This window comes from Pantoea nemavictus, assembly GCF_037479095.1.
GTDB classification, from domain to species: domain Bacteria; phylum Pseudomonadota; class Gammaproteobacteria; order Enterobacterales; family Enterobacteriaceae; genus Pantoea; species Pantoea nemavictus.
The window spans coordinates 2,494,670-2,521,361 of record NZ_JBBGZW010000001.1 but is presented as its reverse complement, the minus strand read 5'-3'; the positions used below and the strand labels follow the sequence as shown (position 1 = coordinate 2,521,361).

Sequence of the window (26,692 nt, the reverse complement as noted above, 5' to 3'; positions counted from 1 at the left end):
AAACACCGAGGTTTACACAACAATGACAACAATCACGTCGACAGGGATGGCGAACGATCACATCGCAGCGGATCGCCGCACCTTAGCCGGGCGCATTGATGCGCTGCCCTCTTCCGCAGGTTTGTGGCGCTTTATCACGCTGCTGGCGCTCGGCGGCTTCTTCGAACTCTACGATCTGTTTGAAACCGGCTACATTAGCTCCGGGCTGGTCGCCGCGGGCGTGTTTCATACCGGTTCTGCGGGCGTGTTCGGCATCGCCGATCAGGCGGCGTTTGCTTCCGCCACTTTCCTTGGTCTTTTCGTCGGTGCCAGCCTGCTCGCGCCCTATGCCGATCGCTTTGGCCGTCGCCTCACCTTTATGTGCGCGCTGGCGTGGTACGGCGTGTTTTCTTTACTGATGGCGTTCCAGCAGAGCGCGGAGATGATTATCCTGTTCCGCTTCCTGGTTGGCATTGGTCTCGGTGTGGAGCTGGTGACCATCGACACCTATCTCTCCGAATGGGTGCCAGCCCATCTGCGTAGCCGCGCGTTCGCCTTCTCATTCTTTATTCAGTTTCTGTCGGTACCGGCGGTGGCGCTGATGTCATGGTGGCTGGTGCCGCAAACCATTCTCAGCCTCGAAGGCTGGCGCTGGGTGGTGATTGCCGGTGCCGTTTGCTCGCTGGTGATCTGGCTGATCCGTAAAAACCTGCCGGAATCTGCGCGCTGGCTGGCGCAACAAGGGCGCCATCAGGAGGCGCATCAGGTGCTGAGTGCGATGGAGCAACGCTGTGGCATCTCTTCTCCCCTTCCCCCACTTGTGGGGGAAGACCGGGATCGGGGACAGCAGGCAACGAATCAACCGAAACACGGGCGTTTTAGTGAGATTTGGGCACCGGCCTATCGCAAGCGCACGCTGATGCTGGTGGTGATGAACTTCTTCCAGGCGATTGGCTTCTTTGGCTTCGGCAACTGGCTGCCGGCGCTGCTGTCAGGCAAAGGCGCGACCGTCACGCACAGCCTGCTGTATGCCTTTTTCATTACCCTGGCTTACCCGCTCGGCTCGCTGATTTGCAGCCGCTACGCCGATAAGCTCGAGAACAAATGGCAGATTGTTTTTTCGTCGCTGATGACGGTGGTGTTCGGCACGCTGTTCGCCTTTATGACCAATCCGGTGCTGATGATCATCTGCGGTTTCCTGATTACTTACAGCAACGCATGGCTGACGTTTAGCTATCACGCTTATCAGACGGAGATTTTCCCGACGCACATTCGCGCCCGCGCGGTGGGTTTCTGCTATTCGTTTAGCCGCCTGTCCACGGTGTTCAGCAGTATTTTGATTGGCATTATTTTGCAGTATGCCGGCAGCCAGGGCGTGATCGCCTTTATCGTGCTGAGCATGTTGATAGTGATGCTATCGGTAGGAATTTACGGGCCGAAAACCCGTGGCATGGATTTGGAGAATATTTGAAGATGGCATCAGATCGTGCTGGCTGTCCCAGATCGTGCTGGCTGTCCCCCTCCTCGGTCCTCCCCCACAAGTGGGGGAGGAAGATGATGCCATATGTTAGTTTTGATGCTGCATATGGCAGCGTCTCCTTCCCCCACTTGTGGGGGAAGGCCGGGATGGGGGACAGCGAGCACGCTATTAAGTACAGCGAGCAAAAGCTACTGCCCTTCCAGCACCTTAATATCCGCACTGCCCTGTTTTGACTGCACGGTTTCGTCTTTACGTAGCGCCGCCACATCCTTCGCCGATACGCTCGACTTCACGCCATTGCCCCAGCTGCCACGGATAAAGTTCACCACATCCGCCACCTGCTGGTCGTTCATGCGCCAGCCGAATGCCGGCATGGTGATTGCCGTTGGTGCACCTTGCACGCCAGGCAAAGTACCGCCCACCAGCACAATGTGGATCAGCGAGGTTGGATCGTCAGCCATCACCACCGGATTACCGCGCAACGCCGGATAGAAGCGTTGATAGCCGCTGCCGTCGGTTTTGTGGCACGCCGCACAGCTATCGACATAGGTCGATGCGCCTGGCTGGCTATCGTCACCTTTCCACAACGCCTTGGCGACCGCGTCATCCTGCTTAAACACCGCCTGATTCGGATCTTTTGCGCCGAGTGATTTCAGATATTTTGCAATCGCGCTGATATCCTCGTCGCTCAGATATTGCAGGCTGTGCTGCACCACGTCGGTCATGCCACCAAACACGGCGGTGTGATCGTTGCGGCCAAAACGCAGGAACTGCTTGAGATCGTCTTCGCTCCAGCGACCTAAACCATCGCGGTTGTCGCCACGCAGGTTGCTGGCGGTCCAGCCGTCAATCGGTGCGCTGCTGCCGGCGAGATAGTTATGGCCTTCGTCGTTGTTAAGCGCTTTTTCCTGCATGGTGATACTGCGTGGCGTGTGGCAGGCACCACAGTGGCCAAGACCTTCCACCAGATAGCGACCGCGAGCCAAGTGCGGATCTTCCTGAGCCGCTGGTTGGAACGCTTTCACGTCCGGCGCAAAGATGCCGCGCCAGATCGAGAGCGGCCAACGCATCGACAGCGGCCATGGAATGTCGCTCTCTTTGTTGGCCTGCGCCACCGGCTGCACACCGTGCATGAAGTAGGCATACAGCGCCTTCATGTCGTCATCGCTGACCACCGCATACGACGGATACGGCATCGCCGGATACAGCGTATCGCCGTTTTTCGCTACGCCGTGACGCACCGCTTTCTGGAAATCGTCATAGCTGTAGTCGCCAATGCCGGTGGCTTTATCCGGCGTGATGTTGGTGGAATAAATGGTGCCGATCGGCGTCGCCATAGGCAGTCCACCGGCAAACGCCTGACCGCCCTGCGCGCTGTGACACGCTACGCAGTCGCCGGCGCGCGCCAGATACTCGCCGCGTTTCACCAATGCGTCCGCAGCGCTATCGTCCGCCACAGCGGCGAACGTCATCGTGCCCAGAAACAGGGCTAAAATGCTTTTAATCATCGCCGTGTTCCTTATGCCTGTACCAGCGGGCCGGGGTTTTTCAGATACTGTTCACGAATGGCTTTGGCTGACCAGTAAGTCAACGCCGCCACCATGCCGGTTGGGTTGTAGCCAAGTCCTTGCGGGAACGCTGAGGCGCCTGGCACAAACACGTTTGGCACATCCCAGCTCTGCAGATAGCGGTTAACCGCGCTGGTTTTCGGATCTTCACCCATAATCGCCCCGCCGCTCATGTGCGTGGTTTGATATACGGTGGTATCGAAGTGGGTGCCTGGACCTTTCGCGCCGCCGATGATCATTTTCGGGTTCATCGCTTCGGTGATTTTGCGCATCTTCTCAATCATGAACTGCGCCATCTTGATGTCGTTGTCCTGCCAGTCAAAGGTCATACGCAGCAGCGGCTGGCCGTAGGCATCTTTGTAGTTCGGATCGAGATCGAGATAGTTGGCGCGGTACGACTGGTGCGCGCCGTGCGCATCCATCGAAATGTGATGGTTGTAGGTATCGGCCACCGCCGATTTCCACTGGCTGCCCCAGTTCGGCGTGCCTTTTGGTGTCGGTAAACCGGAGATCGGCTTGGTACCGGCCTGGTTAACCCAGAACGGCGAACCGCCGACGAAGCCATGTGGGCCGTGATCGAAGTTATCGGCGTTGAAATCATCCACCGCCACACCCGCGCCACCGGCACCGATAAACGGGTTGGTGGTGGTGTTTTTGTCGAACAGCGCTTTCAGCGTCGAGATGTTCTGGTAGGCAAAGTTACGGCCCACCACACCTTCGTTGGAAATCGGGTTATACGGCTGACCGATGCCGGAGAGCAGCATCAGGTGCACGTTGTGGAACTGGAATGCAGACAGGATCACCAGATCCGCCGGCTGCACCACTTCGCGGCCCTGACCATCGAGATAAGTCACGCCGGTGGCGCGCTTTTTATCGTCAGTCAGATTAACGCGCAGCACGTAAGAGTTGTTGCGCAGCTCGAATTTCGGCTCCTGACGCAGCGCCGGCAGGATGTTAACGTTTGGCGACGCTTTGGAATACATATAGCAGGCGTAACCGCTGCAGAAACCGCAGAAGTTGCACGGGCCCATCTGTGCGCCGTAAGTGTTGGTGTACGGGCCAGAGGTGTTGGCCGACGGCATATCATACGGATGATATCCCACCGATTCCGCCGCCTGCGCAAACAGCTGCGCCGAGTAGGTGCGCTTCTGCGCTGGCAGCGGGAAGTCGCTGGAGCGGTCGGGCGCATACGGGTTGCCGCCCTTCTCTTTGCCCAGCAGCTTGCCTTTGATCGACCAGGCGCTGCCCGAGGTGCCGAACACTTTCTCGGCCTGATCGAAGAAGGGTTCCAGTTCGTCATAATTGACGCCGAAATCCTGAATCGTCATGCCTTCCGGGATGAATTTTTTACCATAGCGCTGCTCATAGTGGCTTCGCAGGTTGAGCTCGACCGGATCGACGCGGAAATGCACGCCCGACCAGTGCAGGCCGGCGCCGCCGGTGCCGGTGCCCGGCAGAAATGCCGCCAGCTGACGATACGGCACAGCAGTCTGCGATGCATCGTGACGGATGGTCACGGTGCTTTTCGACAGATCCTGGAACAGCTTTTTACGGATGTTGTAGGTCAATTCATCGATCGACTGCGGATAGGATCCATCCGGATAGGTATCGCGATGCGGACCGCGCTCCAGCGCCACCACATTCAGGCCCGCTTCGGTCAGCTCTTTCGCCATAATCGCGCCCGCCCAGCCGAAACCGACCACGACCGCATCCACTTTTTTCAATTCATTTGCCACGCTTAGGTCCTCTCCCCGCGAATATCCACTGACGGGAACGGATAACGTTCGCCGCGTTCCACCCAATCCATAAAGTCAGCGCGTGCGCCTGGGAAGCCAATCAGCTTCCAGCCCACCATGCCTTGATTGCCGCCGTGGATCGGATCGCTGAAGTAACCCTCGCGGGTGTTTTGCAGCAGGAAGGAGAAGAAGGTTTTAGCGGGCAGCTGCGGGAATACCGCGTGGCCGCTTTCAAACGCGGTCAGCAGCGCATCTTGCTGTTCACCGGTTAGCTCAGCGAACACTTTGCCGTGCTGTTTTTTGCTCCAGCCATCGGCATCGGCGAGGCCGAGACGATAGATCTGCTGCGGCACCAGCGGCAGCTGATAGCCCAGCTCTTTCGGCAGGTCGGGATTGAATGGGCCTTGCATGTACCAGTTGTTACCGGTGGCATAAGGCGTGTTCATTTGGCGATCGATAAACTCCGGTACACCGGCTTCGAGTGCGCCAGGACCGCGATCATCGCTGGGGATCAGGCGCGCCACCGCTGCAGTAATGAAGGCAAACTCTTCGGCGGTGAACCAGGTTGGCTGGTAGCTACGCGCCTGTTGCGGTGATGAATGTTGCTCGGCTGCCCCGGCGGCCCCGGCGGCCATCGGCACCACCAAAGCGCCCATCGCCGTACTGCCCACCGCCATTGCCGGCGCCAGGGTGATGGTTCTCAGCAGAAAATCCCGGCGAGAATGACCATTTTTTTGTTCTGACATGACATTGCCTCAGTACCACATATAATGCGGCATGAAAGTTAAGTAGTTGCGTTGTATTGTTTTTTTATTGATAGCTTAAGGGATACAGCAGCACTGTTACCGGTAACAGTGCAAATATTGTAACACCATTGCTGTGGATTAATTAGTTCTTAGAAACAAATTCGCACTAATTACTTAACAATTGTCGCTGTCGCTTTACATCGCAGCGGCCAGGCTGTCATCGTCAGATACAACCGACAACAGACAGAGAGATGTCTAAAGCGGTATAAAAGAGTACACACAACAGCGGAGTGCCTATGTTTAAGTCCTTTTTTCCGCGGCCAACGCTGTTTTTCAGCTCAGCTGCGATTTGGAGTTTGATAGCAATTTTTGCCTGGTTTGGCTTTTTCAATGATCTCCCCGCGCGCTGGCCTGCGTTTCAGGCGGCGATGCAACAACCTTTGCCAACCAACGCCAGCCGTTTTATTCATGCCAGCCAGCTGTGGTTTTATGCCTATTACTGGATTGTCGCCGGGATTTTTGGCCTTGCGTGGCGCGTGATTGATAACCATCCGTGGCAGCGCTGGTCGGTGTGGGGTTCGATACTGATCATCTTTGTCACCTGGTTTGGCGTGCAGGTTGGCGTGGGCGTCAACGCCTGGTACGGCCCGTTCTACGACATGATTCAACAGGCGCTGACCAAAGCCGGTTCCGTCGCCATCCATCAGTTCTATGTGCAAGTGTTGGCGTTTCTCGGCATCGCGCTGATTGCGGTGGTGATTGGCGTGATGAACTCGTTCTTCGTCAGCCACTGGGTGTTCCGCTGGCGTACCGCGATGAATAATTACTACATGCATAACTGGCAGCGTCTGCGTCTGGTTGAGGGTGCAGCGCAACGTGTGCAGGAAGACACCATGCGCTTCGCCGGTACGCTGCAGGATTGGGGCATTAACTTTATTCAGGCGATTATGACGCTGGTGGCGTTCTTGCCGGTGCTGGTGACGCTGTCGCACCATGTGAAAGAGGTGCCGATTCTCGGCAGCATTCCTTATGCGCTGGTGATTGCCGCGCTGCTGTGGTCGCTGTTTGGTACCGCGCTGCTGGCGATGGTGGGGATAAAACTGCCGGGGCTGGAGTTCCGCAATCAGCGTGTGGAAGCGGCCTATCGTAAGGAGTTGGTGTACGGCGAAGACGATCCACAGCGCGCCTCACCGCCTACGGTGCATGAGCTGTTTAGCCGCGTGCGTCAGAACTATTTCCGCCTCTATTTCCACTATTTGTACTTCAACATCACGCGCATTATGTATCTGCAGGTGGATAACGTGTTCGGGCTGTTTGTGCTGTTTCCGTCGATTGTGGCGGGCACCATCACGCTGGGTCTGCTGAACCAGATCACCAACGTGTTTGATCAGGTGCGGTCATCGTTCCAGTATTTGATCACCTCGTGGTCAACGCTGATTACGCTGATGTCGATCTACAAACGTCTGCGCAGTTTCGAACAGATTCTGGATGATATTCCGCATGATGAGATGATGCGCGAAGCGGCAGAGTAAGGTGCGGTTTGGTGCGGCTGATGCCCTCCCCCTAACCCTCTCCCGCAAGCGGGAGAGGGAACTGATCGAGCATGTTGCAGCATCTCCCTCTCCCGTGGGAGAGGGCCGGGGTGAGGGCATCAGCCCGCACAATCTACCGCGCTAACACCGCAAACACCTTCTCAATCGCATACGCGCCCGGATCTTTCACCCCATCCAGACTTTGCTGATTCAGATAGGCCGATCGTCCCGCTTTGGCGCTCTGCATCTGCGCTGTCGCATCCGCGCCTTGCTGAGCGGCTTTAGCGGCCGCCGCCAGCGACTCGCCCGCCACTAACGCTTCCAGCGCCGGTTGCAGCGCATCGACTAACGTACGATGGCCCGGCTGTGCGCCGCCATAATGCTTCATGCGTTCCAGACCGTGCATCAACGCCTGCGGTAGCGCGCTGCCCTCTTCCAGCTGCTGGCCGGCGCTGGTGAACAGAATCGACATCAATACGCCGCTCGATCCGCCCATCACCGTTGCCAGTTGCTCACCAATCAGCGCCAGCAAGGTGGGCAGCTCATTCAGTGGCAGCTGCTTGTCCTTCAGGCCGCGCTGAATCTTCTTCGCGCCGGCGGCAAAGGTTGAACCGGTATCGCCGTCGCCAACTTTGGCATCCAGCGCATTTAGCTCGCTCTCCAGATCGATCAACGTCTGCGTGACGCCTGCAACAATCTTCGCCACTTCGGCATTCTCAGACGCATCAAAATCCAGCACGCTGCCGATTTTCTCCGCACGTTGCAGGCTGATCGGCGCAAAGTCATACACCGGCACCCAGCCCAGCACCTGAACCGGCGCGCTTAATGCTGCCAGAAACGGCTCTTCCAGCGCCAGCAAAGACAATGAGAAGCCTTTCATATCCAGCGCACTCACCAGCGTCGCCGGACCAATCAGATGGGTGATGCGCGCCGCCAGCGGCGACTGCAGCACTTCACGCGTTAACAGCGCCAGCTCCAGCTGCGAGAAGCCGCCGAGATTGTTGATCAGCAGTAACGCCTGCTTGCCGTCCGGCAACGCCTGCGCCAGTTTATCAGTCATGATGCTGCTGATTTTACGGCTGTTTTGCGTATCGAGCGTCACCACACCTGGCTCGCCGTGAATACCCATGCCGAGCTCGCTGTGGCCTGGCTCGACGCGTTCATCGCGCTTTTCGCCCGGCACATGACAGGTGGCAAAAGCCAGACCAATCGACGAGGTGGCATCAATCGCGCGCTGCGCCAGCGCTTTGACCTCATCGAGTGATTGTCCCTGCTCCGCCGCATAGCCAGCGATTTTATGCACCAGCACCGTGCCCGCAATGCCGCGCGGCTGCGGATTTTCCGGCAGCGCGATATCATCCTGCACCATCACCAGCTCGACCTTGTAGCCCAGATTTTTGGCTTTCTCGGCCGCCAGACCAAAGTTGAGGCGGTCGCCGGTATAGTTCTTCACAATCAGCAGACAACCGGCGTCGCCGGTGACGTTCACGATGGCGTTCAGCACCGCATCGACGCTCGGCGAGGCGAAAATGTCGCCACACACCGCCGCCGTCAGCATGCCTTTACCGACGAATCCGGCATGCGCCGGTTCATGACCGGAACCGCCACCCGAAATCAGCGCCACTTTGCTCTTATCCCAGTCCGAACGCACCACCACACGGATCTCATCGCCAAGATCGAGGCGACTAAGGTTATGCCACGGCGTACTGAGTAAAACCCCTTCGATGGCTTCGTTTACCAGATCGTTTTTCTCATGCATAAAAAACTGGCTCATAGCGTCCTCTCTTATGGTGTTGTCGTCCTACAAGGTAGCGTATCTGTGGCGATAAAAACGCAGCGAATGCCAGAAATGCAAAGGGCGGCACAGGCCGCCCAGTAAAACCAGATATCCCCTAAATAATTCAAGTTGCAGGAAGGCGGCAAGGGTGTGAGTCCCCGGGAGCTTACTAAAGTAAGTGACCGGGGCGAGCACACGCAGCCAACGCACCTGCGGCTTGAAGTATGACGGGGATTAAAGGGCGATGCGTAACACGCTGTCCGGATTCTTCGGTGGCTCTTTGCGTGAACCTGGCTGTTTGATGCTGACAAACAGCGTTTTGCCATCGGCTGAGAGCGCCAGGCTGTTTGGCAGGCCCGGCGCTTTCACCGTGCGTTTCACCTTGTAGCTGCTGGCGTCGATGATGCTGATTTCACCCGCTTTACGGTGGGTGACGTACAGTTCATCACGATCGGCATTGAACAACACCGCCAGCGATTCCGGCACATCGATCTTGTGAATCACTTGCTGCGTGCGGGTGTCCAGTACCAGCACCTGCGACTGCTTAGAGTCACTGAGGAAAGCGCGATGGCCTTGGGTATCCAGCGAGATGTTGAGGAAGAAATGATCTTTGTCGCCCTCAATTTTCTGACGCTTTTCAATCGCATTCAGGCGCGTATTGATGGTCACCAGCTCGTTATCCGCATTGGTGACGTACAGCTTTTGCGCGGCAGAATCGATCGCCAGACCGGTACCCATTTTGCCGGTGTTCGGCACGGTGCTGATCAGTTGCAGGGTTTTGCCATCCACCACCCACACCACGCTCTGCTCACCCAGGCCGGTGATGTAAACGCGATCGGTAGCCGCATCGACCGCCAGCTGACGCGGCTGCAGCGGACGCACGGTTTCGCTGCGCTTACGCCCATCCAGCACCAGCGTATTGATCACTTTGCCGCTGGTGGCATCCACTGCGGTCAGTGCAGCATCACGCGTGTTACCCAAATAGAGAATATTGGTTTTCTGATTGAGCGCCGCGCCAAAGGTCGGCAGATCGGTGTTGATGGTTTGCTTCACCGCCAGATCCTGCGGATCAAGACGATAAACGGTGCCGCCTTTTTTGTCGGTTGTGCTTTGCGCGGTCGCCAGGAACAGCGCGTTATCGCTATTGCTAAACGCCAGCTCATAAGCGCCTTTTGAAATCACCTGATTCAATGGCTGAGTTTCCGCCGCGATCGCCGCAGAGGTAGAGAACAGCGCCGTTGCCAGCAACAGAGGACGCAGCGCCCACGATTTTTTATTCGCCTTCATAACTTCTCCATAGCAAAAACACCGCCTGATGGCAGTGAAGTGAAAGCTCGACATTACAACCAATGTTAAAAAGACAGCCCGAGGCGAGCCGACGAAGGATGTTACTTTTTGAGAATAGTAATCATTTCGGAGGGAAAGTGACAGGATTTTATCAGGTTAGCAACGCCGCCAGGGCGCCCGGAGGCACCCTGTCAGCACAGAACGTTAACGCAACTTATTTGGTCAGTTCGGCCGTCATGTGCACGCCGTTGTTGAAGTTTGCTTCGGTCACTTTATAGGAAGCACCAGCTTCGTGCGCCTGAGCAGCGATTTGCGCTTCTGCACCATCCAGCGTTGAAGCGGTTGCAGTGATGCTTTGAGCGAAGCTAGCGAATGGCAGAACGGTAAGAGCAACAACAGCAGCAAAAGTTTTGATAGATTTCATGGTCAATTCCTTAATAAACGTTTGATTGAGTAGGGCGTCATCGCCTTGTTGAGAGATATAATAGGCGCAGAATTGATCAGTAAAAAGCGGAGAGATTTGCCGTAGTTGTTCGATTATTTTGAACATAAAAAGCACGTTTGGGATAACCCTGATGCAAACGGTTAAAAATCTGACATTTAGTTAAAAGGCAGAATAAATGGCTGTGATAGGTATTTGTGAGAATCCATGCGGTTATCAACCAGGTCGCCATTTATGGCGACCTGGTAGTGATTAACCGTGATGACGAACGCGGGTGAAAATGGTGATAGCGGCTAACAGCATGAGCACGCCGCTGGCAAGAAACACGCCGCCAGCCCCTTGCAGATCAAACATCCAGCCACCGGCTGCCGCACCGGCGGTGATCGCCAGCTGAATGGTGGCGACCAGCAAACCACCGCCCGACTCGGCATCATCCGGCACCGCACGGGAAATCCACGTTGACCAGCCGGTTGGCATGGAACCAAACGCCAGGCCCCACAGCGCGACGCCCGCCGCCACCAACCATGACACCTCGCCAAAGCTCACCAGCACCAGCGCAGTCACGCTCATCACCAACGCCATTGCCGTCAGCGTCAGCGACACGCTGCGTGTCACCAGATAACCGGCCAGCGAGGTACCAAAGAAGTTGGCCACGCCAAACGCCAGCAGCACCAGCGACAGCTGATTCACATTAAGCTGCGCGCTGCCTTCAAGGAACGGACGCAGATAGGTGAAGAAGGCGAAGTGACCGGTGAACATCATGATCACCGCCAGCATGCCCCAGCGCATCACGCTTTTACGCAGCAGATCCAGCACGCCACCGCTGCGTGCTTTATTCACAGGCGGCATCGCGGGCAAGGTGAAGAACTGCCAAAACAGGGCCAGCACGCCCAACGCAGCCGTCAGTATAAAGATGTTACGCCAGCCGATAATGCCGCCCAGATAGCTCCCCAGCGGTGCCGCAATAATGGTCGCTAGCGAGATACCGCTGAAGACGATAGAGAGCGCGCGCGGCACCTGATCGCTCGGTACCAGACGCATGGTAATCGCGGTAGAAAGCGTCCAGAAGCCACCAATGGCGATGCCAAGCAGCACGCGCGCCAGCAGAATCATCGGCAGATTCTCTGCAAACGCCACCAGCAACGCGGAGGCAATCAGCAGCAGCGTAAAGGTCAGCATCACCAAACGGCGATCGAGCTGACGCGTCACGTTGCCGATCACCAGACTGGTGAGCAGTGCCACCAGCGCGGTGACGGTCACGGTTTGACCCGCCTGGCCTTCACTGATCTGCAACGAGGCGGCGATTGGCGTTAGCAGGCTTACCGGTAAGAATTCAGCAGTAATCAGGCCGAACACGCCAAACGCCATGGCAAACACCGCGCCCCATGCCGGTTTGTCCACTTCTAGCGGTGTTTCGACTATTTCAGTATCCAGGCTCATCTGTGATCCCCATCACAAAATATTTAGCGTTAAGCATAGTGACTGTTCATCAGACGATCTATGATGCAGAAACTTTGTTTTTTGATTATTCGTCTGGATCCGTATGAGCCGCTATGAAGATCTGACCAGTGAACTGTTGATGGGTATGCGCCTGTACGGCGTCAAATATCAGCGCATTGCGCTGCACGCGCCCTTTGGCCTGCAGTTTGACGATGCGCCAGGCCGCGCACAGCTGCATTTTGTTGGGCGGGGATCGTTGCTGATCCGCTCGGCGTCTGGGGTAATCTACCCGCTGCAGGCGGGCGATGCGCTGCTAATTCCGCACGGCAAACCGCACGCGCTGATCTCCAGCGAAGAGGCGACCTGCGAACCCATCTCAACCTTTAATAGCCGACCGATTTGCGGCAGCGTCTGCGCCATCGATGACAGCAGCGAGCTGTGCCCGGATAACAGCGATGTGATTCTGTTCAGTGCCTGTATGGCGTTTGAACTGGGCGGCATGCAGCCGCTGGTGCACACCATGCCGGATGTGATGCTGGTCAGCACGCTGTTGGCGCAGTATCCAGAAATCCAGCCGATTCTTGATGCGATGGAGCGTGAAACGCGTGAGCGCAAAGCCGGTTTTGCCGGGATTTTATCGCGGCTGGCGGATGTGGTGGCGGCTCAGATCGTCCGTGGCTGGGTGGAAAACGGCTGTGGCAAAGGCAGCGGGCTGGTACAGGCGCTGCGCGATCCGCGTCTCAGCCAGGCGATGGCGGCGATGCACCGCGCGCCAGGCGAAAACTGGACGGTGGAACGGCTGGCGCGCGAATCCGGCAGTTCGCGTTCGGTGTTTGCCGCCCGCTTTCAAACGGCAACCGGCATGACGCCGCTGCGCTATCTTACCGAGCTGCGCATGCGGCTGGCGGTGGAGCGTATTGTCAATGAGGGCGAAGCGGTGGAAAGCGTCGCCTTCCACCTCGGCTATGGTTCACTGGCGGCGTTTAGCCGCGCGTTTAAACGCATTGTCGGCACGCCACCCGGCGCACTGCGCGCCGAACGGGAAATGCGCTGAGGATCAGCGGAACACGCTGATCGCTTCCACCAGCCGATTGGCCTGATGCGTCATGCGGCCCGATGCTTCGGCGCTTTCGGCCACGCGCGCGGCGTTTTGGTGGGTGATATCGTCGAGATCTTCCACCGCAGTGCTGACCTGCGTCAGCGCAATGGCCTGCTCGGCGGTGGCGCCGCTGATTTGCGCAATCAGCGCGGTGACATTCTGCACCCGATCGACAATCTCCTGCATGGTGTGACCGGCTGCATCAGCGTGATCGCTCCCCAACTGCACGCGGCTGGCGCTGGTTTCCACCAGATGTTTAATTTCACTGGCCGCTTTGGCGCTACGCTGCGCGAGGCTGCGCACTTCACCCGCCACCACCGCGAATCCTTTGCCCTGCTCTCCGGCACGTGCCGCTTCTACTGCGGCGTTCAGCGCCAGGATGTTGGTCTGGAAGGCGATGCCATCAATCACGCTGGTGATGTTGGCGATGCGCTTAGAGCTGTCAGCGATCTCCGCCATCATGCCCACCATTTCCTGCATCACTTCGCCCCCTTTAATCGCGGCAAAGCTGGTGTTTTCCGACAGGCCATTCACCTCTTTGGCGGTATCGGTGTTGCTCTTTACCGTGGCGGTCATTTCATTCATGGTGGCGGCGGTTTGCTGCACGTTGGCGGCGGCTTGTTCAGTGCGGCGGCTCAGCTCATCGTTGCTGCGTGCGATGGCATCGCTGGCGCTTAACACATTGATTGCCTGGCCGCTGACATCATCCACCAGCCAGCGGAACATCAGACCAAGCTGGCCGATAGCGCGCAGCGTTACGCCGATCTCATCCACGCGATCGATCTGTTCCACTTTATGGCTGGCACCGGTTGCCACGCTCAACGCCTGGCGGCACATGCGCTCCATTGGACGTGAAATTTGCTGTTCCAGCCACAGGCTCGCTAACAGCAAAATGCCCGCCATGCCGCCCGCAAAGCCGCCAATCGCCAGCGGTGCCAGGCCCAGCAGCCAGACGCCCAACACCGAGAGCGGCAGCAGCGTGAGCAACGTTGAGCGAATCCGCCAGCGTAGCGGCAGCGTTTTCAGGATGGAACCGAGGCGGCGCCAGCCAGTGCCGACAATCAAACCTTTATGGAAGCGACGCCCTTTGGCGCGACCTTCACGAAAATCACGATAGCGCTTTTCGGTCTCACGCACTTCCTCGGCTGACGGCTTGGTGCGCACCGACATAAAGCCCTGCACTTTGCCCTCGCGCACCACTGGAATAGCATTAGCGCGCACCCAGTAGTGATCGCCATTCTTACGACGGTTTTTTACCAGCGCCGTCCACGGCTCGCCCTGCTTCAGCGTCGACCACATATCCGCAAAGGCTTCAGGCGGCATATCGGGATGGCGCACCATGTTATGCGGCTGGCCATTCACCTCCTCCGGGCTGAAGCCGCTCACTTCTATAAAAGCGTCGTTCGCATAGGTGATGTAGCTGTTGAGATCGGTAGTCGACATCAGTGTGGCGTCATCCGCAAAAGCGAATTCGCGCTGAGTGACGGGCTGGTTGTTACGCATGTGTGTGTCCTTGCAAGACGCAGGCTAAAAGAAAAATCGATTACACTTTTTTACCTTTTCGGCACTGCAAGGCTCTGGCTTTAGCGTCAGTTTCAAATTAACCGCAATAAAAAAGCCGCTTTGCAGCGGCTTTCACATTTTTCAGACTTACAGAATCAATTAACGTGGTTTTAGAATATACCAAACTCATCTTTTGATTTTAGAACGCTGCACGAGATTTCCCAAAGCAATTTGCGTTGCAAGTGCGCCGGGAAATTTCCCCAAAGCAATTTGCGCTGCAAGTGCGCCGGGAAATTTTCCCAAAGCAATTCGTGTTGCAAGAAGGCGGCAAGCTGACTCAGCCCCGGGAGCATAGTTCACTATGCGACCGGGGTGAGGAAGTGCAGCCAACGCACTTGCAGCGCGAAGTGCGACGGGAAAAGCTGACTCAGCCCCGGGAGCATAGTTCACTAAGTAACCGGGGTGAGGAAGCGCAGCCAACGCACTTGCAGCGCGAAGTGCGACGGGAAATCAGAACTGCCAGCGAACGCCAACGTTATACCGCCACCCTTTGGCGCCGTTGCCATCGATCTCTTTGCGATAATCCGCTTCAGCGTAGAGCGATACATCCTTCTGCACTGTTGCGGTGCCGCCTGCGCCGACTTCCCACATTTGGCCGAAGTTGCCGCTGTCGAAGCTGGCACCAAAGGCGGGATTGTCCACCGAGGAGACCGACGTTTTCGCCGTTCCGCCCCAACCTTTGTAGTAGTTGGCGCGCAGATAGGGCGTGTACTGGCGGTTGCTGTCGTCGGTCCAGGTGCGATCCAGACGCGCGCCGAGGCGGCCAATAGTTTGGTTGTAGTTGCCGTAACGCACCTTGTTGCCATCTTCATCCACAAAGTCGTTCATATTCAGCTTCATGTACATCAGTTGCGCCTGCGGCTCCAGCTTATAGCCATCACCCAGTTCAAACGGATAACCGCTCTCCAGTGACGCCGTCCAGCCGTGACCTTTCAGCTTCGCGACCTCCTGCTGACGCGCGATATCCGTTTCGCCACGATGCCAGTCGAACGACAACACGCCATCAAGATAGAAGCCGGTTTGACGCTGCCAGGTACCGTACAGCGCCAGGCTGTCGCTGTCAAAGGTGGTGCTGCTATAACCATCGGCGGCATGCGGACGGATACGCGTGTTGCCGCGCGTATACGCTACCCCACCGCGCAGGCTGTCTTTATCCCCATCCAGACGTAACAGGTTGCCGCCGATCTGCACCGCGCTGTAATCGAGGTCAAAATCGTAGCCATAGTTGCGGAAGCTTTGGTCACTCTTGTACTTCAGGTTTGAGCCGATATAGCGCACAAACATCTCGCCTCCGTTGCCGTCCGGGCGGGTTTGTTCGTGACGCAGTTCACCAAGACGCTTATGTAAATCGTCAATGATCGCCGCCGTGTAGTAGGCGAGGCCAACCGGTGCTGAAACATAGGAAGGCACCTGCGGCACCACCGCCGGACGCGCATTTTCATTCACGCGGGGTTCCGGGCTAAACGGCGTAATGACCAACGGTGAACAGCTGGTTTCGCCCTGGCAAACGTAAGCGTTCGCCAGACGATAATCCCAGTAGTTGTTGCCTGTGCCGCTAACTAAACGCTGGCTTGGATCGCTGCTGCCCGGCGCGAAGCTATAAAGCTGGTACTGCCAGGGTCCCGCTGACAGATAACCGCCTTGTAAGCCGAAGCTGCTGCCGCTGGCGTTGCCGGCGACCTGCGCCAGTGAAATACCTTCATAGGCATCGATAGCACCGGAACGGTTTACATCGGTCAGCGCGCCCGTGCTGGCGGCATCGAGTCGTACATTCAGCAGCGTGATGCCGCTGGCATCGCCAGTCACATTGATGTGGTCGGTGAACTGATTGCTCAGCGCCCCGCCCTCATTAAGGTTGGTGACCAGATTTGCCTGTCCGCCCGTCGATGCCAGCGAGCCATCGATGGTTAAGCGATTACCCGGTGAACCGCTGCCGTTGGTTAAGTCGATAATCCCGGCGTTGTTCACCACCAGCGAGTTATCACTGCCACCGGCCAACGTTGGATTGACACTGTTACCGGCATACAGCGTTGAACCACTGCCGATGTTGATATCGCTGTGCGCCAGTTTGAGGTTATCGGTTAAGGTCCACTGGGAATCGTTGAAGTTGATGGTGCTCCATCCGCTGCCCAGGTTGACCCCTTTAGTCAGATCGTCGGCGCTAAATGAGCCACCGCGTGATTCAATATTGTTAAAGGTCAGGGTGTTACCGGTGCCGGTACCGCTGGTGAGATGGTAAGTGGTGCCGAGATCAACATTGCTGACTTGAGCACTGTTGTTGTTATCGTTCCCCATGGTCAGGCTGCCGTTAAGCGTGCCGCCGGTCCAGCGGAACAAATCCGAGCCGCCGCCAGGGTTGATATCCCCTCTGACTTCACCTTCCGTTAAGAGAATTTCGTCATTGGCGTTGCTGCCCGCCACCGCCACGGTTTGTGGATTGGCGGTGATGATGTTGCCGAGGTTCTCGAACACCGTTTTACCGCCGCGCAGATCGACCACTGGCGAAGTCAGGCTGTTCGAACTGAGATTGCCGGTATTGACGATGGTGCCCGCGGTGCTGGAAATCAGCGCCGATCCGCCCGCCGCATTGTCGATATTGACGTTAGCGGCGGTGGTCACATTACCGGTGGTATTAGCACGGATGCCGGTGCCGCCAGCGCCGGTGACGTTGAACTGATAACCTGAACCGAGCGTTAAATCGCCGCTGGTGGTTGAACCATCGGCATTGACAATATTCAGGCCGGTACCGCTGCCTGAGACATTGGTGGTGACGGTTGAGGCCGGATCGAACGGCACCGCCGTACGAATGCCGTTACCGTCACCGACGTTGATGGTGAGATTACTCAAACCGACGTTGCTGAGTTCGGCGCGGTTTTCAATGCCGTTGCCGCTGCCCAGCACGTTCACCGTGGCATCGCTGGCGCTGAGTGCGGTCGCTCCGCTATCCAGCAAGATGCCGTGCGCATTGCCGCGCGTGGTGATCACCGTGTCGCTGCCGGTTAGCGCCAGCTGAGCGCCATCGCTGATGCGTACACCTGCAATGCCGTTATCGACATTGATGGTACCGCCTTTCGCCAGGGTGCTGCCGCTGCCGGAGACATCCAGCCCGGTGCCGTTCGCGACGTTCACCACGCCGTTGTTGGTGATGGTGCTGCCCGCACGTGAGCGGATACCGATGTTATTACTGCCGGTGAAGTTGAGGTTGCCGTTGTTAACCAGTTCAGCGCCGTTGGTGACATCAATACCCACCGCGTTGGTGCCTGCGCCGCTCACCGCACCATTGTTAGTAACCAACGTAGGCGCAGCGCTACCGTTCAGCGCATTGCTAAGATCGGTCCGCAGGTTATTTACCAGCACGCCAACGCTATTGGTGCCGCTGGCATTGACGCTGTTGCCCGCCGCCAATGTGGCCTGCGCTCCGCCCTCCACCCGCACGCCCGTACTGCCATTGCCGCTTGCGGTGAGCTGGCCGTTGCCGCTGTTCAGCGTACTGCCGCTGCCCGAAACAATCACGCCGGTGCTATTGGCCGCGCTGCTGGTGATAGCGCTGCCGTTACTCAGCGCCAGCGTGGCGCCATCATCAATGCGGTAACCGGTTGATCCGTTGGTATTGATGTTCAGTGCGTTGGCCGCGCTGTTGATCAGCGATCCTGCACCCGCCGCGTGATAGGCGAGTTGATCGGTATTGTTGAATATCGGCGTTGAAGCCGCCGAAACATTGACTCTGGCACCGTTCAAGGCTTCCGCGCCAATCGCACCGACGCCGTTGAGATTGAGTGCGCCGCTGTTGAGATTCGCCACCGCGCCGCTGCCGCTGGCACTCACGCCGCGCGTGCGCGCGCTGGTTGTGCCGCCATTGACGTTGATCACGCCGCTATTGTTCGCCGTGGTGGTGGTACCGCTGCTGTTGACCGAAATACCGGTGCCGCCATCGTTGATCGCAATATTGCCGCTGTTGTTACCGGTTGCGCCACTCTCCACGCGGATGCCGGTGGCGTTAGCGCCGGTGAAGTTAATATCCCCGGTGTTGGTTAACTGCGCACGGTTACGCGCCAGATAGCCGGTTAATCCGCTCTGCGAGGCGTTAAGGGTTGCGGCGGAGTTGAGCGTGGTGCTGGCAACCGGAGAGCCGCTATTTTTGCCATTGATATCATGCTTTTGACCATCAACAATTGCCCCAATCGCGTTACTTCCGGTGAGGTTCATGGTGGTGGTGGTATCGATTACGCCCTTTGCGCCGCCTTCAACGGTAATGCCGTTGGCGCCGGTGCCGCTCACGTTAATCACCGCCGCATCGGTGTTCACATCGGTGCCCACGCCGCTGCCAAGTACCGCCGTAGAACCGGCACCCGATGCCGTTAGCGCCAGGGAATCTCCGTTAAAATCCGCCCCCTGCTCAACACGGAACAGCGTGGAGTTCTGGGTGGTGACATCAAACGGATTATTCCCTAACACTCTGATTAACGCATTGGGGCCGTAGGCGAAAAAGGCAATCTGATTACTGCCGGTGGCGAAAGTCGGTACCGCAGCCGGATCAACCGTTACGGTGGCGTTACCGCGCGCATGCACGCCAATGGCGCCATTACCCCGGAGATTGATTGGCCCATCGACTGTCGACTGTGCTGTGCCAGTGCCCTGTCCCTCAACCCAAACACCATAGTTACGCGTGCCGCTGGCCGGATCGGCAGCACCCGCCACATTGATGGTGCCGGTTGACGTGGCGCTCGCGCTGCGGCCATTGGTCGCCAGCACTTTCAGGCCAGTACCGTTCACGCCGTTGAGATTAATGGTGCCGGCGTTATTGATGGTGCCAGCACTGTTGGTCACCAGCATGCCAACGTTTTCACGAGGGATCGTGGCGGCCGCGCCATTCACATTAATGGTGCCGTTGTTGATCATGGTGGCATTGCTGGCGCCCGTAGCGGACATCCCCGCCGCATTTTGCGTTTTGCTGCCGATGGTGATCGCGCCGTCGTTAACCGCGTTACCGTTAGCCACCACGGCAATGCCGCTGGTCAAGCCGCTCTGGTTCATCGCCGTATCGGCAACCACATCATTCACACTGTTTTGTGGTCCGCGCCCGATGTAAATATTGCCGGTGCTGGTATTGGTAAAGCGTGAGGTGTCATCGGTGAGCAGCACCCCGGAAGCCGTGCCGCGAGCGCTGGAGCCGTTCACCCCAACGTTAATATTGCCGCTGTTATTGGCGGTGGACGACGCACCCAGATTGATACCCGCCACGCCATACTGTGAATTGCTGCCGGTAGTAGCGAGGTTAACGATACCGCTGACACTGTTGTTGAAGGTGCTGCCACTTTGTACATTCACCGCGTTGGCACCGTAGCCGGTTGAACCCACGCCGGTGCCATCCTGGCGATTGAGGAATCCGCCGTTAATCACACCGTTATTCAGGCCGTTGCTGCCGTCGGTTAATACCAGCGCGGTGCCGTTATTGGTGATGCTGCCGCGACTCGCCAGCTTGCCATCAATCACCGCTTGCGCACCGTTGGAGGCTTTAATCGCCCCACCGGTAGCACCAACCACTTCAAGGGTTTTACCTGCGGCCAGATTTACTTTCGCATCAGGGCCGCTGGCGTTGATCACAATACGATTGCCGATGGGCTGCGTCACCTCGTCCGGCGGCGTCGCGCTAACGTTGTAAACAATATTGCCGCTGCTGAAGGTCACGGCTTTATTAAATTCGGTGAGATAGCGGGTTTTATCGAGGTTGCCGCGCTGCAGCTGACTAATCAGCCAGTTGTTATAACTCTGCAGCTGGCTGGCGTTAGTGACGGTAAAGCTGGTGCTGCTGCCGTCCAACGTCTGTACGCTGAAGGCGCCGTTGTAGGTGGCGAGGTTCTGCACGGCGTAAGAGCTGGTCGCCGCACCGCTGCCATCAGGCGTGGCGGTTGCGCCAAAAAAGCTAATGCGGTTATTGCTGTTCCAGTTCACCGTGCCGGTACCGCTAACGTCAAACAGCTGCGTCTGTTTTGCTGCCATGGTCCAGCTGTTGGTCGCGCTGCTGCTGGCGGCATTGGGCTGGCCAATATTGACATCCAGCGTTCCGCCCGTCACATCCGCCACGCGCGCATTGATGTATTGCCCGTTATTCACATTTTGCACATCCGGCACGCTGGTGGTGCTGCTCACCGGAGCCAGCGCTACCAGACTGGCAGAGTTGTAAACCTGGAAGGTGGTATTGGTGCCGGTCGCGGCATCAGGCGTAGTAATGGCAAAGTTTTGCGGGCCGGGATCAAGGCGATCCTGATTGATGAATTGTGAGCCGGAGGTAATGGCCACTTGTCCTAGCGTGGTGGAGACCGCACCGTCAGTGCCTGCGGTAAATGCCTGGTTACCGGTCAGCGTTTCACTGCCACTGCTGACCACCAGCTTGCCAACCTGATTATCATTAACTTGCGGCGTATATGCGCCTAACGTAACCGCCTGACTTTGAATCGCTGGATAGAACAGCAGTTGCGCCGCCATCATCCCTATCGCAATCGGATTTAATTTGAACCTCATACTTCCTCCAGTGGGCGTGCAGCGTCCACGCTGTTATTGCAACAGCGTTAAATTCATCTTGAGGGGGATAAAACGGCAGGTTAATACCAACCCCGTGTCGACATTTAATTTGAGAACCACTGTGTGAAGAAAATAGAGCGCAGCGAAAAAGGAATGAAGCTATCGTTATTTACCCTCAGCCATTCTCATCGCAGGAGACTGGCTAACGCTGCCAGGGCATCTGCAATTTGAAGTCTGACGGGCATAGATTTAATGGCTTAATGTATAGACTTTTTTGCTTGCTGATGCAAAAAGCAATTTCGGGTAACTTATTGTGATAATGGATAAATAATTGCGAGGCAGGCGAGATAATCCAAATAAATTAAGGCCAATTATTATTTAAGGTCTAGCTTTCTATCCCTTTAATAAATCCTTAATTTTTTCCTGACATTTTACTTACACATGGCCCTTATGTGGTGAAATCCCCTTTGCCAGGATAAGCGATACGAGGGAGTGTAAAAGTGTGACAGGAATCACATTTACCCAATGATTCAACAGTGCACAAACCGTAGCGGCGCGATTTATCGCGCTGTTTTCAAACGATGTCACGGCTATATGAGCGCGATAAATCGCGCCGCTACAAAACTGTGCATTGCGCAAAATCCAACTTAACTTAAATCGACATTACGGGTTCCGCCCCACCAGGTGAACGCGAATCCACCGATCCACGCCACGATCAACCCCGCGAGATAGACCGCCATACCGGCAAAAATCCCCTGCGATGAAGTCATCAGCGGCAGCGTTACCAAACCCGATGGGCCGAACACCGTGTTCATTCCCACCGGCAATCCCAGCCACGCCACCAGCCCAATAAAGAAGCCACCCAATGCGCCACCGCAACAGGCGGTGATAAACGGCTTGAGACGCGGTAGCGTTACGCCATAAATCAGCGGCTCACCGACGCCGAGCAAGCCTGGCACAATCGCGCCTTTAATCTGCTTACGCAGCAGCGAATGCTTATCCGCTTTGCACCATAACGCCAGCGAAGCGCCAACCTGCCCGGCGCCCGCCATGGCCAGAATCGGGAACAGCGAATTAAAACCCTGGGTTTCCATTAGCGCGAAATAGACCGGAATAAAGCCCTGATGAATACCGAACATCACGGCGATTAAAAACAGTCCGGCGAGCAGGGCACAACCAAACGGATTATTATTCAGATGAATAAACAGCCAGGACATGCCTTTAAACAGTTCGCCGCCAATCGGCATAATCACCAGGAAAGTGACGGCACCGGTAATTAACAGCGTCAGTAATGACGTTAAAATCATATCGAGATTATCGGGAATGATTTTGCGCAGCTGTTTCTCAACCCAGGCACCAAATATGGCCGCCAGCAGCACGCCAATAATGTTGCCACGCGGATCGATTACCATCCCGAAGAAATCTTCCATGCCGCTGTAATAACCGACCGTGGCTTTTGGCGCATATCCAAGCACAAACAATGAAGCGATAATCGCCCCGTTGACGCCCGTTCCGCCAAACGCTTTCTGTGCGTTGTAGCCGATCAAAATACTCAGGAAGGTGAACAGCCCTTTGCCGAACACCTTCATGTACGCCACGGTATCCAGCAGCCAACGCGCATGATCGCCCGGCTGATTGAGGTGAAAGATCTGCTCAATCAGCGTAGCAAAGCCCAACAGTAAACCGGCACCAATAAAGCCAGGAATCAGCGGGGTGAAAATGGTGGCAAAGCAGGAGAGAAAGCGGTGCAGCGCGCTGGTCTGTTTCGCCTTCATCTGCTGCTTTTGCGCGCTGGCGATGCTGTGCAGATCGCTGGGTGCATCCGCCGCGCTGGCATGATTGAGCAGCGCCTGCATCTTCTCCGCTGCGGTTTGCGCTTTGCCCGGACCCAGGACGATCTGTAACTGCGCATCGCTCTCGATCACGCCCAGCACGCCCGGCAGCGTTTTCAGTTTGGCGCTATCCACCTGCGCGGCATCGGCCAACGTCAGGCGCAGGCGTGTCATGCAATTGCCGCACTGCACCACGTTATTCGCTCCGCCCACCGCGTGCAGGATGTCACGCAGCAGCCCTTCCGTAATGGCGGCCATCATTGTGCTCCCGCGTCGCGCAAGGCCTGGCGGATAAAGCCCTGATTCTGGCTGAGCAGCGATGTCGCCTCTTCAGCAGTGAGTCCGGCCAGCACCATCACAATCGCGGTTTTGCAGTGGCCCTGACAGGCAGCCAGCGCCTGCTGCGCCGTGGCATCGTCGCAGTCAGTGGCTTGCTTGACGATATTCACCTGCCGCTGCACCAGCTTCTGGTTGGTGGCTTCAACATCAACCATCAGGTTGCCATACACTTTGCCGCTGCGAATCATAGCGCCGGTGGTGAGCATATTCAGCACCAGCTTCTGCGCGGTGCCCGCCTTCATACGCGAAGAGCCGGTCACCACTTCGGGGCCAACCACTGGCGTCAGCGCTACGTCAGCGGCGTGCGACATCGGGCTGTTGGGATTGCAGGTTAACGCCGCCGTCAATGCGCCCTGCTGTTTTGCATAGGCCAGTGCGCCGAGCACATACGGCGTGCGACCGCTGGCAGCAATGCCGACCAAAACGTCGTTAGCCGTAAAGGCGATATCACGCAGATCCTGTGCGCCCTGCTCAACGTTGTCTTCAGCGTTTTCAACCGCTTGCAGAATCGCGGTGTGCCCGCCGGCAATCAATCCCACCACCTGGCTGCGCGGCGTGCCAAAGGTTGGCGGGCATTCGCTGGCATCCAGAATGCCCAAACGACCCGATGTCCCCGCGCCACAATAGATAAGGCGTCCGCCTTTGCTGAACGCGGCGGTAATCGCATCCACTACCTGCGCAATCTGCGGCACGATGGCTTCTACCGCCAGCGCCACTTTTTTATCTTCATCATTAATCACGCGCAGCATGGCTTCGGTCGACAGTTCATCGATGTTTTGGCTGGCTGGGTTACGCCCTTCGGTGATCATCTGGCTGAGATCGATCTGCATAACATGCTCCTGTAAGTGAATAATTTATTCTACAAACTATATATCAAAACGAATTGTTAATTCCTTAACTGGCTGTGATTTTTTGTTCAATGACCTGGATGCCAGGCACAAACAAAAAAGCCTGCATAAGCAGGCTGAATTGATGATTCAAAATTGCGGCTAAAGTGTTTATGTCTTGGCCAACTCTCTACGAGCTAACTCCGCTAAGAATCCACTTCTTGAACCATACTCCCGATGATCCTCAACGTAACGATCGATACGCGCTAACAAGTTTTGTGCAATGGTGATGTTTAACTTAATTGCCTTGCCATCATATTTGCTTAAATCGACATCCACATAAGCCCAAGTACCGCCTTGGCAATCTTCATTTTCAAGATGTGCATCAAAGGTTTTCGCCTCGGGAATTGAACCGCCGTCCTCGACAGTAAACTCTACGTGCGCGTCTATCGCTTCTGCTGCATCTTTTATTGTGTTCTCAAAGGTATCACCTGCGAAATAGCATCCGGTCACATCGGGTACAAACCCTGAGTAAGTGCCACCTTCTGTCTTGTGGATGTAAATTGGATATCTCATTTGCAACCCCCACCAGCTTTGTCTGGCTTGCTATAACGTGCAAAGCACTGGAATAATTTATTGCCGAAATTTGGCGCGCAGCGCGCGCCTGTTTTCACATCTGTTTAAGTATGGTGTTCAACGTGCCCGTTGAAATATCTTTTGTCGGGTGAGGGACTGCAATTGCATACCTAACTCCGTCCTTTTTGAAAATGTGATGACTTCCTTTCACCCTTTTTTGTACCCACCCATTTCGCTCTAACAGCTTAATTAATTCGCCACTGGTCAATCCAGCCTCCCTGAGCCCTGGCATGCAGTTATTATACCCACTATAACCATGCACAACAATATTTATGGTTATAGTGGGTATTGATTTTAACAGGTACGTGATTAGAGGTTATGAGACATGTCTGTAGCAGGCATAAAAAAACCCGCCGATGGCGGGTTTCTGGGGATACCGGTCGCCATGAATGGCGACCCTACAATTGTTTGTCGAGGTTTTCGTAGGGTGCGCATTCATGCGCACCGGGCAAATTAGCTGGCGCTTTGCGTACGCAGCTGTTGCTCGTAGGCGGCGGCTTGTTTGGTGTCGAACTGGTCTTCCCAGCGCGCAATCACCAGCACCGCCAGCGCGTTACCGATCACGTTCAGCGCGGTACGCGCCATGTCCATGATGCGATCCACACCGGCGATAAACGCCAGACCTTCCAGCGGAATACCGACACTGCCCAGCGTCGCCAGCAGCACCACGAAGGAGACGCCCGGCACGCCAGCGATTCCTTTCGAGGTCACCATCAGCGTCAGCACCAGAATGATCTCGTCAGTCAGCGACAGGTCGATGCCATACAGCTGCGCGATAAAGATCGCCGCGATGCTCTGGTACAGCGTTGAACCGTCGAGGTTGAACGAGTAGCCGGTCGGCACCACGAAGCTGGTGATGGCCTTCGGCGCGCCGTAGGCTTCCATCTTTTGCATAATGCGCGGCAGCACGGTTTCTGAACTCGAGGTGGAATAAGCAAGAATCAGCTCGTCTTTCAGAATGCGCATCAGAGTAGTAATGCGCAACTTACAGAAGCGCGCCACCGTGCCCAGCACCACGAAAGCAAAGAACAGAATCGCCACGTACACCAGCAGCACCAGCTTGGCCAGCGGATAGAGCGAGGCAAAACCGAAGTTGGCGATGGTGACGGCAATCAACGCAAACACGCCGACCGGCGCATAGCGCATGATCATGTGTGTCACTTTAAACATGGTTTCGGAAATAGAACGGAATACCGTCACCAGCGGATCGCGATGTTCCGATGGCAGCGCCGACAGCCCCATACCAAACAGCACCGAGAAGAAGATAATCGGCAGCATGTCGCCCTTCACCAATGAGGCAAAGATGTTCTGCGGGATCAGCGACAGAATGGTGGTCACCAATCCATGCGGTGCGCCCTGCACGGCTTCGGTTGTGGCTTCGTATTTAGAGATGTCCACCGTTGCCAGCGTTGACATATCAATGCCGCTGCCGGGTTGGAATACGTTGGCCAGCGTAATGCCGACCACAATGGCAAGGGTGGTGATCACTTCAAAATAGATGATGGTTTTGACACCAATACGTCCGAGCTTTTTCGCATCGCCAACGCCCGCAATGCCGACAATCAGTGAGGAAATCACAATCGGCACCACAATCATCTTGATCAGATGAATAAAGATGTCACCAGCTGGCGTCAGAATGTTAGTGATTAACCATTCACGATCGTCAGGCTGATTATGCAGCACGGTTCCCACAATCACGCCCAGAATCAGCGCAACTAAAATCTGCCATGCAAGGGTGAACTTAAAACCTTTCATAACGCGTTATTTCCTCAGTTAAAAACCCCTTTGCTCTGCTGCGAAGGTGCAGGAGAAATGTCACACAGGGAAGTGAGCAAAAGCCCGATAAAATAGAGGGTTATTTATGACTACGTCGGTTACAGCTGTGCA

17 protein-coding genes are annotated in these 26,692 nt (G+C 56.3%); 3 read left to right on the top strand and 14 right to left on the bottom strand.

Annotated features, from left to right (window positions below):
• Positions 1-22 precede the first annotated feature (22 nt).
• Positions 23-1,450 (top strand): MFS transporter, encoded by a 1,428-nt coding sequence (locus WH298_RS11460; RefSeq protein WP_180822889.1) that lies wholly within the window; start codon positions 23-25, stop codon positions 1,448-1,450.
• A 197-nt stretch (positions 1,451-1,647) separates the two neighbouring features.
• Here WH298_RS11460 and WH298_RS11455 read toward each other — a convergent pair whose 3' ends face one another.
• Genes WH298_RS11455 through WH298_RS11445 form a run of 3 tightly spaced genes read right to left on the bottom strand, consistent with a single transcriptional unit; the run spans position 1,648 to position 5,509 of the window.
• Positions 1,648-2,967 carry a c-type cytochrome gene (locus WH298_RS11455; RefSeq protein WP_180822888.1) on the bottom strand — a complete coding sequence of 440 codons (1,320 nt, stop codon included), beginning with the start codon at positions 2,965-2,967 and terminating at the stop codon, positions 1,648-1,650.
• 11 nt (positions 2,968-2,978) lie between these two features.
• Positions 2,979-4,763 (bottom strand): GMC oxidoreductase, encoded by a 1,785-nt coding sequence (locus WH298_RS11450; protein WP_180822887.1) that lies wholly within the window; start codon positions 4,761-4,763, stop codon positions 2,979-2,981.
• Between the two features lie 2 nt (positions 4,764-4,765).
• On the bottom strand, positions 4,766-5,509 hold the full coding sequence (locus WH298_RS11445; protein WP_180822886.1) for a gluconate 2-dehydrogenase subunit 3 family protein: 744 nt from the start codon (positions 5,507-5,509) through the stop codon (positions 4,766-4,768).
• A gap of 296 nt (positions 5,510-5,805) precedes the next feature.
• Between WH298_RS11445 and sbmA the strand changes: the two genes are divergently transcribed.
• Positions 5,806-7,041, top strand: coding sequence for a peptide antibiotic transporter SbmA (gene sbmA / locus WH298_RS11440; protein WP_007888542.1), 1,236 nt, complete (start codon positions 5,806-5,808; stop codon positions 7,039-7,041).
• Between the two features lie 133 nt (positions 7,042-7,174).
• On the opposite strand, the gene WH298_RS11435 is transcribed toward sbmA, so the two are convergent.
• The 4 genes from WH298_RS11435 to WH298_RS11420 form a co-directional block, all read right to left on the bottom strand.
• Positions 7,175-8,815, bottom strand: a complete 1,641-nt coding sequence (locus tag WH298_RS11435; protein WP_180822885.1) for a dihydroxyacetone kinase subunit DhaK — start codon at positions 8,813-8,815, stop codon at positions 7,175-7,177.
• Positions 8,816-9,052: 237 nt separating this feature from the next.
• Complete coding sequence (gene yncE, locus WH298_RS11430; RefSeq protein ID WP_180822884.1) at positions 9,053-10,105, bottom strand: 7-bladed beta-propeller protein YncE; 1,053 nt, start codon at positions 10,103-10,105, stop codon at positions 9,053-9,055.
• A gap of 214 nt (positions 10,106-10,319) precedes the next feature.
• Entirely contained in the window at positions 10,320-10,529 is a 210-nt protein-coding gene (locus WH298_RS11425) for a YdgH/BhsA/McbA family protein (RefSeq protein ID WP_007888545.1), read from the bottom strand.
• 270 nt (positions 10,530-10,799) lie between these two features.
• Positions 10,800-11,987, bottom strand: coding sequence for an MFS transporter (locus WH298_RS11420; RefSeq protein ID WP_180822883.1), 1,188 nt, complete (start codon positions 11,985-11,987; stop codon positions 10,800-10,802).
• Between the two features lie 103 nt (positions 11,988-12,090).
• Here WH298_RS11420 and WH298_RS11415 point away from each other — a divergent pair, with 103 nt between their 5' ends.
• The gene (locus WH298_RS11415) at positions 12,091-13,041 is read left to right on the top strand and encodes an AraC family transcriptional regulator (protein ID WP_049851295.1); all 951 of its coding nucleotides are present in this window, start codon (positions 12,091-12,093) and stop codon (positions 13,039-13,041) included.
• Positions 13,042-13,044: 3 nt separating this feature from the next.
• On the opposite strand, the gene WH298_RS11410 is transcribed toward WH298_RS11415, so the two are convergent.
• The 7 genes from WH298_RS11410 to gltP all read right to left on the bottom strand — a co-directional run bounded on the left by WH298_RS11410 (position 13,045) and on the right by gltP (position 26,560).
• Positions 13,045-14,589, bottom strand: a complete 1,545-nt coding sequence (locus WH298_RS11410; RefSeq protein WP_180822882.1) for a methyl-accepting chemotaxis protein — start codon at positions 14,587-14,589, stop codon at positions 13,045-13,047.
• Positions 14,590-15,099: 510 nt separating this feature from the next.
• Positions 15,100-21,171, bottom strand: coding sequence for an autotransporter outer membrane beta-barrel domain-containing protein (locus WH298_RS11405; protein ID WP_180822881.1), 6,072 nt, complete (start codon positions 21,169-21,171; stop codon positions 15,100-15,102).
• A 647-nt stretch (positions 21,172-21,818) separates the two neighbouring features.
• Positions 21,819-23,261 (bottom strand): PTS N-acetylmuramic acid transporter subunit IIBC, encoded by a 1,443-nt coding sequence (gene murP / locus WH298_RS11400; RefSeq protein ID WP_049851293.1) that lies wholly within the window; start codon positions 23,259-23,261, stop codon positions 21,819-21,821.
• The gene (murQ, locus tag WH298_RS11395) at positions 23,261-24,172 is read right to left on the bottom strand and encodes an N-acetylmuramic acid 6-phosphate etherase (protein WP_180822880.1); all 912 of its coding nucleotides are present in this window, start codon (positions 24,170-24,172) and stop codon (positions 23,261-23,263) included. The genes murP and murQ overlap by 1 nt, the downstream gene beginning before the upstream one ends.
• Before the next feature lie 168 nt (positions 24,173-24,340).
• On the bottom strand, positions 24,341-24,745 hold the full coding sequence (locus WH298_RS11390) for a type II toxin-antitoxin system HicB family antitoxin (RefSeq protein WP_180822879.1): 405 nt from the start codon (positions 24,743-24,745) through the stop codon (positions 24,341-24,343).
• Between the two features lie 94 nt (positions 24,746-24,839).
• Complete coding sequence (locus WH298_RS11385) at positions 24,840-25,037, bottom strand: type II toxin-antitoxin system HicA family toxin (protein ID WP_422616030.1); 198 nt, start codon at positions 25,035-25,037, stop codon at positions 24,840-24,842.
• Between the two features lie 221 nt (positions 25,038-25,258).
• Positions 25,259-26,560, bottom strand: a complete 1,302-nt coding sequence (gene gltP, locus WH298_RS11380) for a glutamate/aspartate:proton symporter GltP (protein WP_007888562.1) — start codon at positions 26,558-26,560, stop codon at positions 25,259-25,261.
• Between the last annotated feature and the right edge of the window lie 132 nt (positions 26,561-26,692).

Excerpts from the sequence above, each read along its gene's own strand:
- WH298_RS11460 (WP_180822889.1), top strand. The coding sequence starts at position 23 with ATGACAACAATCACGTCGACAGGGATGGCGAACGATCACATCGCAGCG.
- WH298_RS11455 (WP_180822888.1), bottom strand. The coding sequence starts at position 2,967 with ATGATTAAAAGCATTTTAGCCCTGTTTCTGGGCACGATGACGTTCGCC.
- WH298_RS11445 (WP_180822886.1), bottom strand. The coding sequence starts at position 5,509 with ATGTCAGAACAAAAAAATGGTCATTCTCGCCGGGATTTTCTGCTGAGA.
- sbmA (WP_007888542.1), top strand. The coding sequence starts at position 5,806 with ATGTTTAAGTCCTTTTTTCCGCGGCCAACGCTGTTTTTCAGCTCAGCT.
- WH298_RS11435 (WP_180822885.1), bottom strand. The coding sequence starts at position 8,815 with ATGAGCCAGTTTTTTATGCATGAGAAAAACGATCTGGTAAACGAAGCC.
- yncE (WP_180822884.1), bottom strand. The coding sequence starts at position 10,105 with ATGAAGGCGAATAAAAAATCGTGGGCGCTGCGTCCTCTGTTGCTGGCA.
- WH298_RS11425 (WP_007888545.1), bottom strand. The coding sequence starts at position 10,529 with ATGAAATCTATCAAAACTTTTGCTGCTGTTGTTGCTCTTACCGTTCTG.
- WH298_RS11420 (WP_180822883.1), bottom strand. The coding sequence starts at position 11,987 with ATGAGCCTGGATACTGAAATAGTCGAAACACCGCTAGAAGTGGACAAA.
- WH298_RS11415 (WP_049851295.1), top strand. The coding sequence starts at position 12,091 with ATGAGCCGCTATGAAGATCTGACCAGTGAACTGTTGATGGGTATGCGC.
- WH298_RS11410 (WP_180822882.1), bottom strand. The coding sequence starts at position 14,589 with ATGCGTAACAACCAGCCCGTCACTCAGCGCGAATTCGCTTTTGCGGAT.
- WH298_RS11405 (WP_180822881.1), bottom strand. The coding sequence starts at position 21,171 with ATGAGGTTCAAATTAAATCCGATTGCGATAGGGATGATGGCGGCGCAA.
- murP (WP_049851293.1), bottom strand. The coding sequence starts at position 23,261 with ATGGCCGCCATTACGGAAGGGCTGCTGCGTGACATCCTGCACGCGGTG.
- murQ (WP_180822880.1), bottom strand. The coding sequence starts at position 24,172 with ATGCAGATCGATCTCAGCCAGATGATCACCGAAGGGCGTAACCCAGCC.
- WH298_RS11390 (WP_180822879.1), bottom strand. The coding sequence starts at position 24,745 with ATGAGATATCCAATTTACATCCACAAGACAGAAGGTGGCACTTACTCA.
- WH298_RS11385 (WP_422616030.1), bottom strand. The coding sequence starts at position 25,037 with ATGCCAGGGCTCAGGGAGGCTGGATTGACCAGTGGCGAATTAATTAAG.
- gltP (WP_007888562.1), bottom strand. The coding sequence starts at position 26,560 with ATGAAAGGTTTTAAGTTCACCCTTGCATGGCAGATTTTAGTTGCGCTG.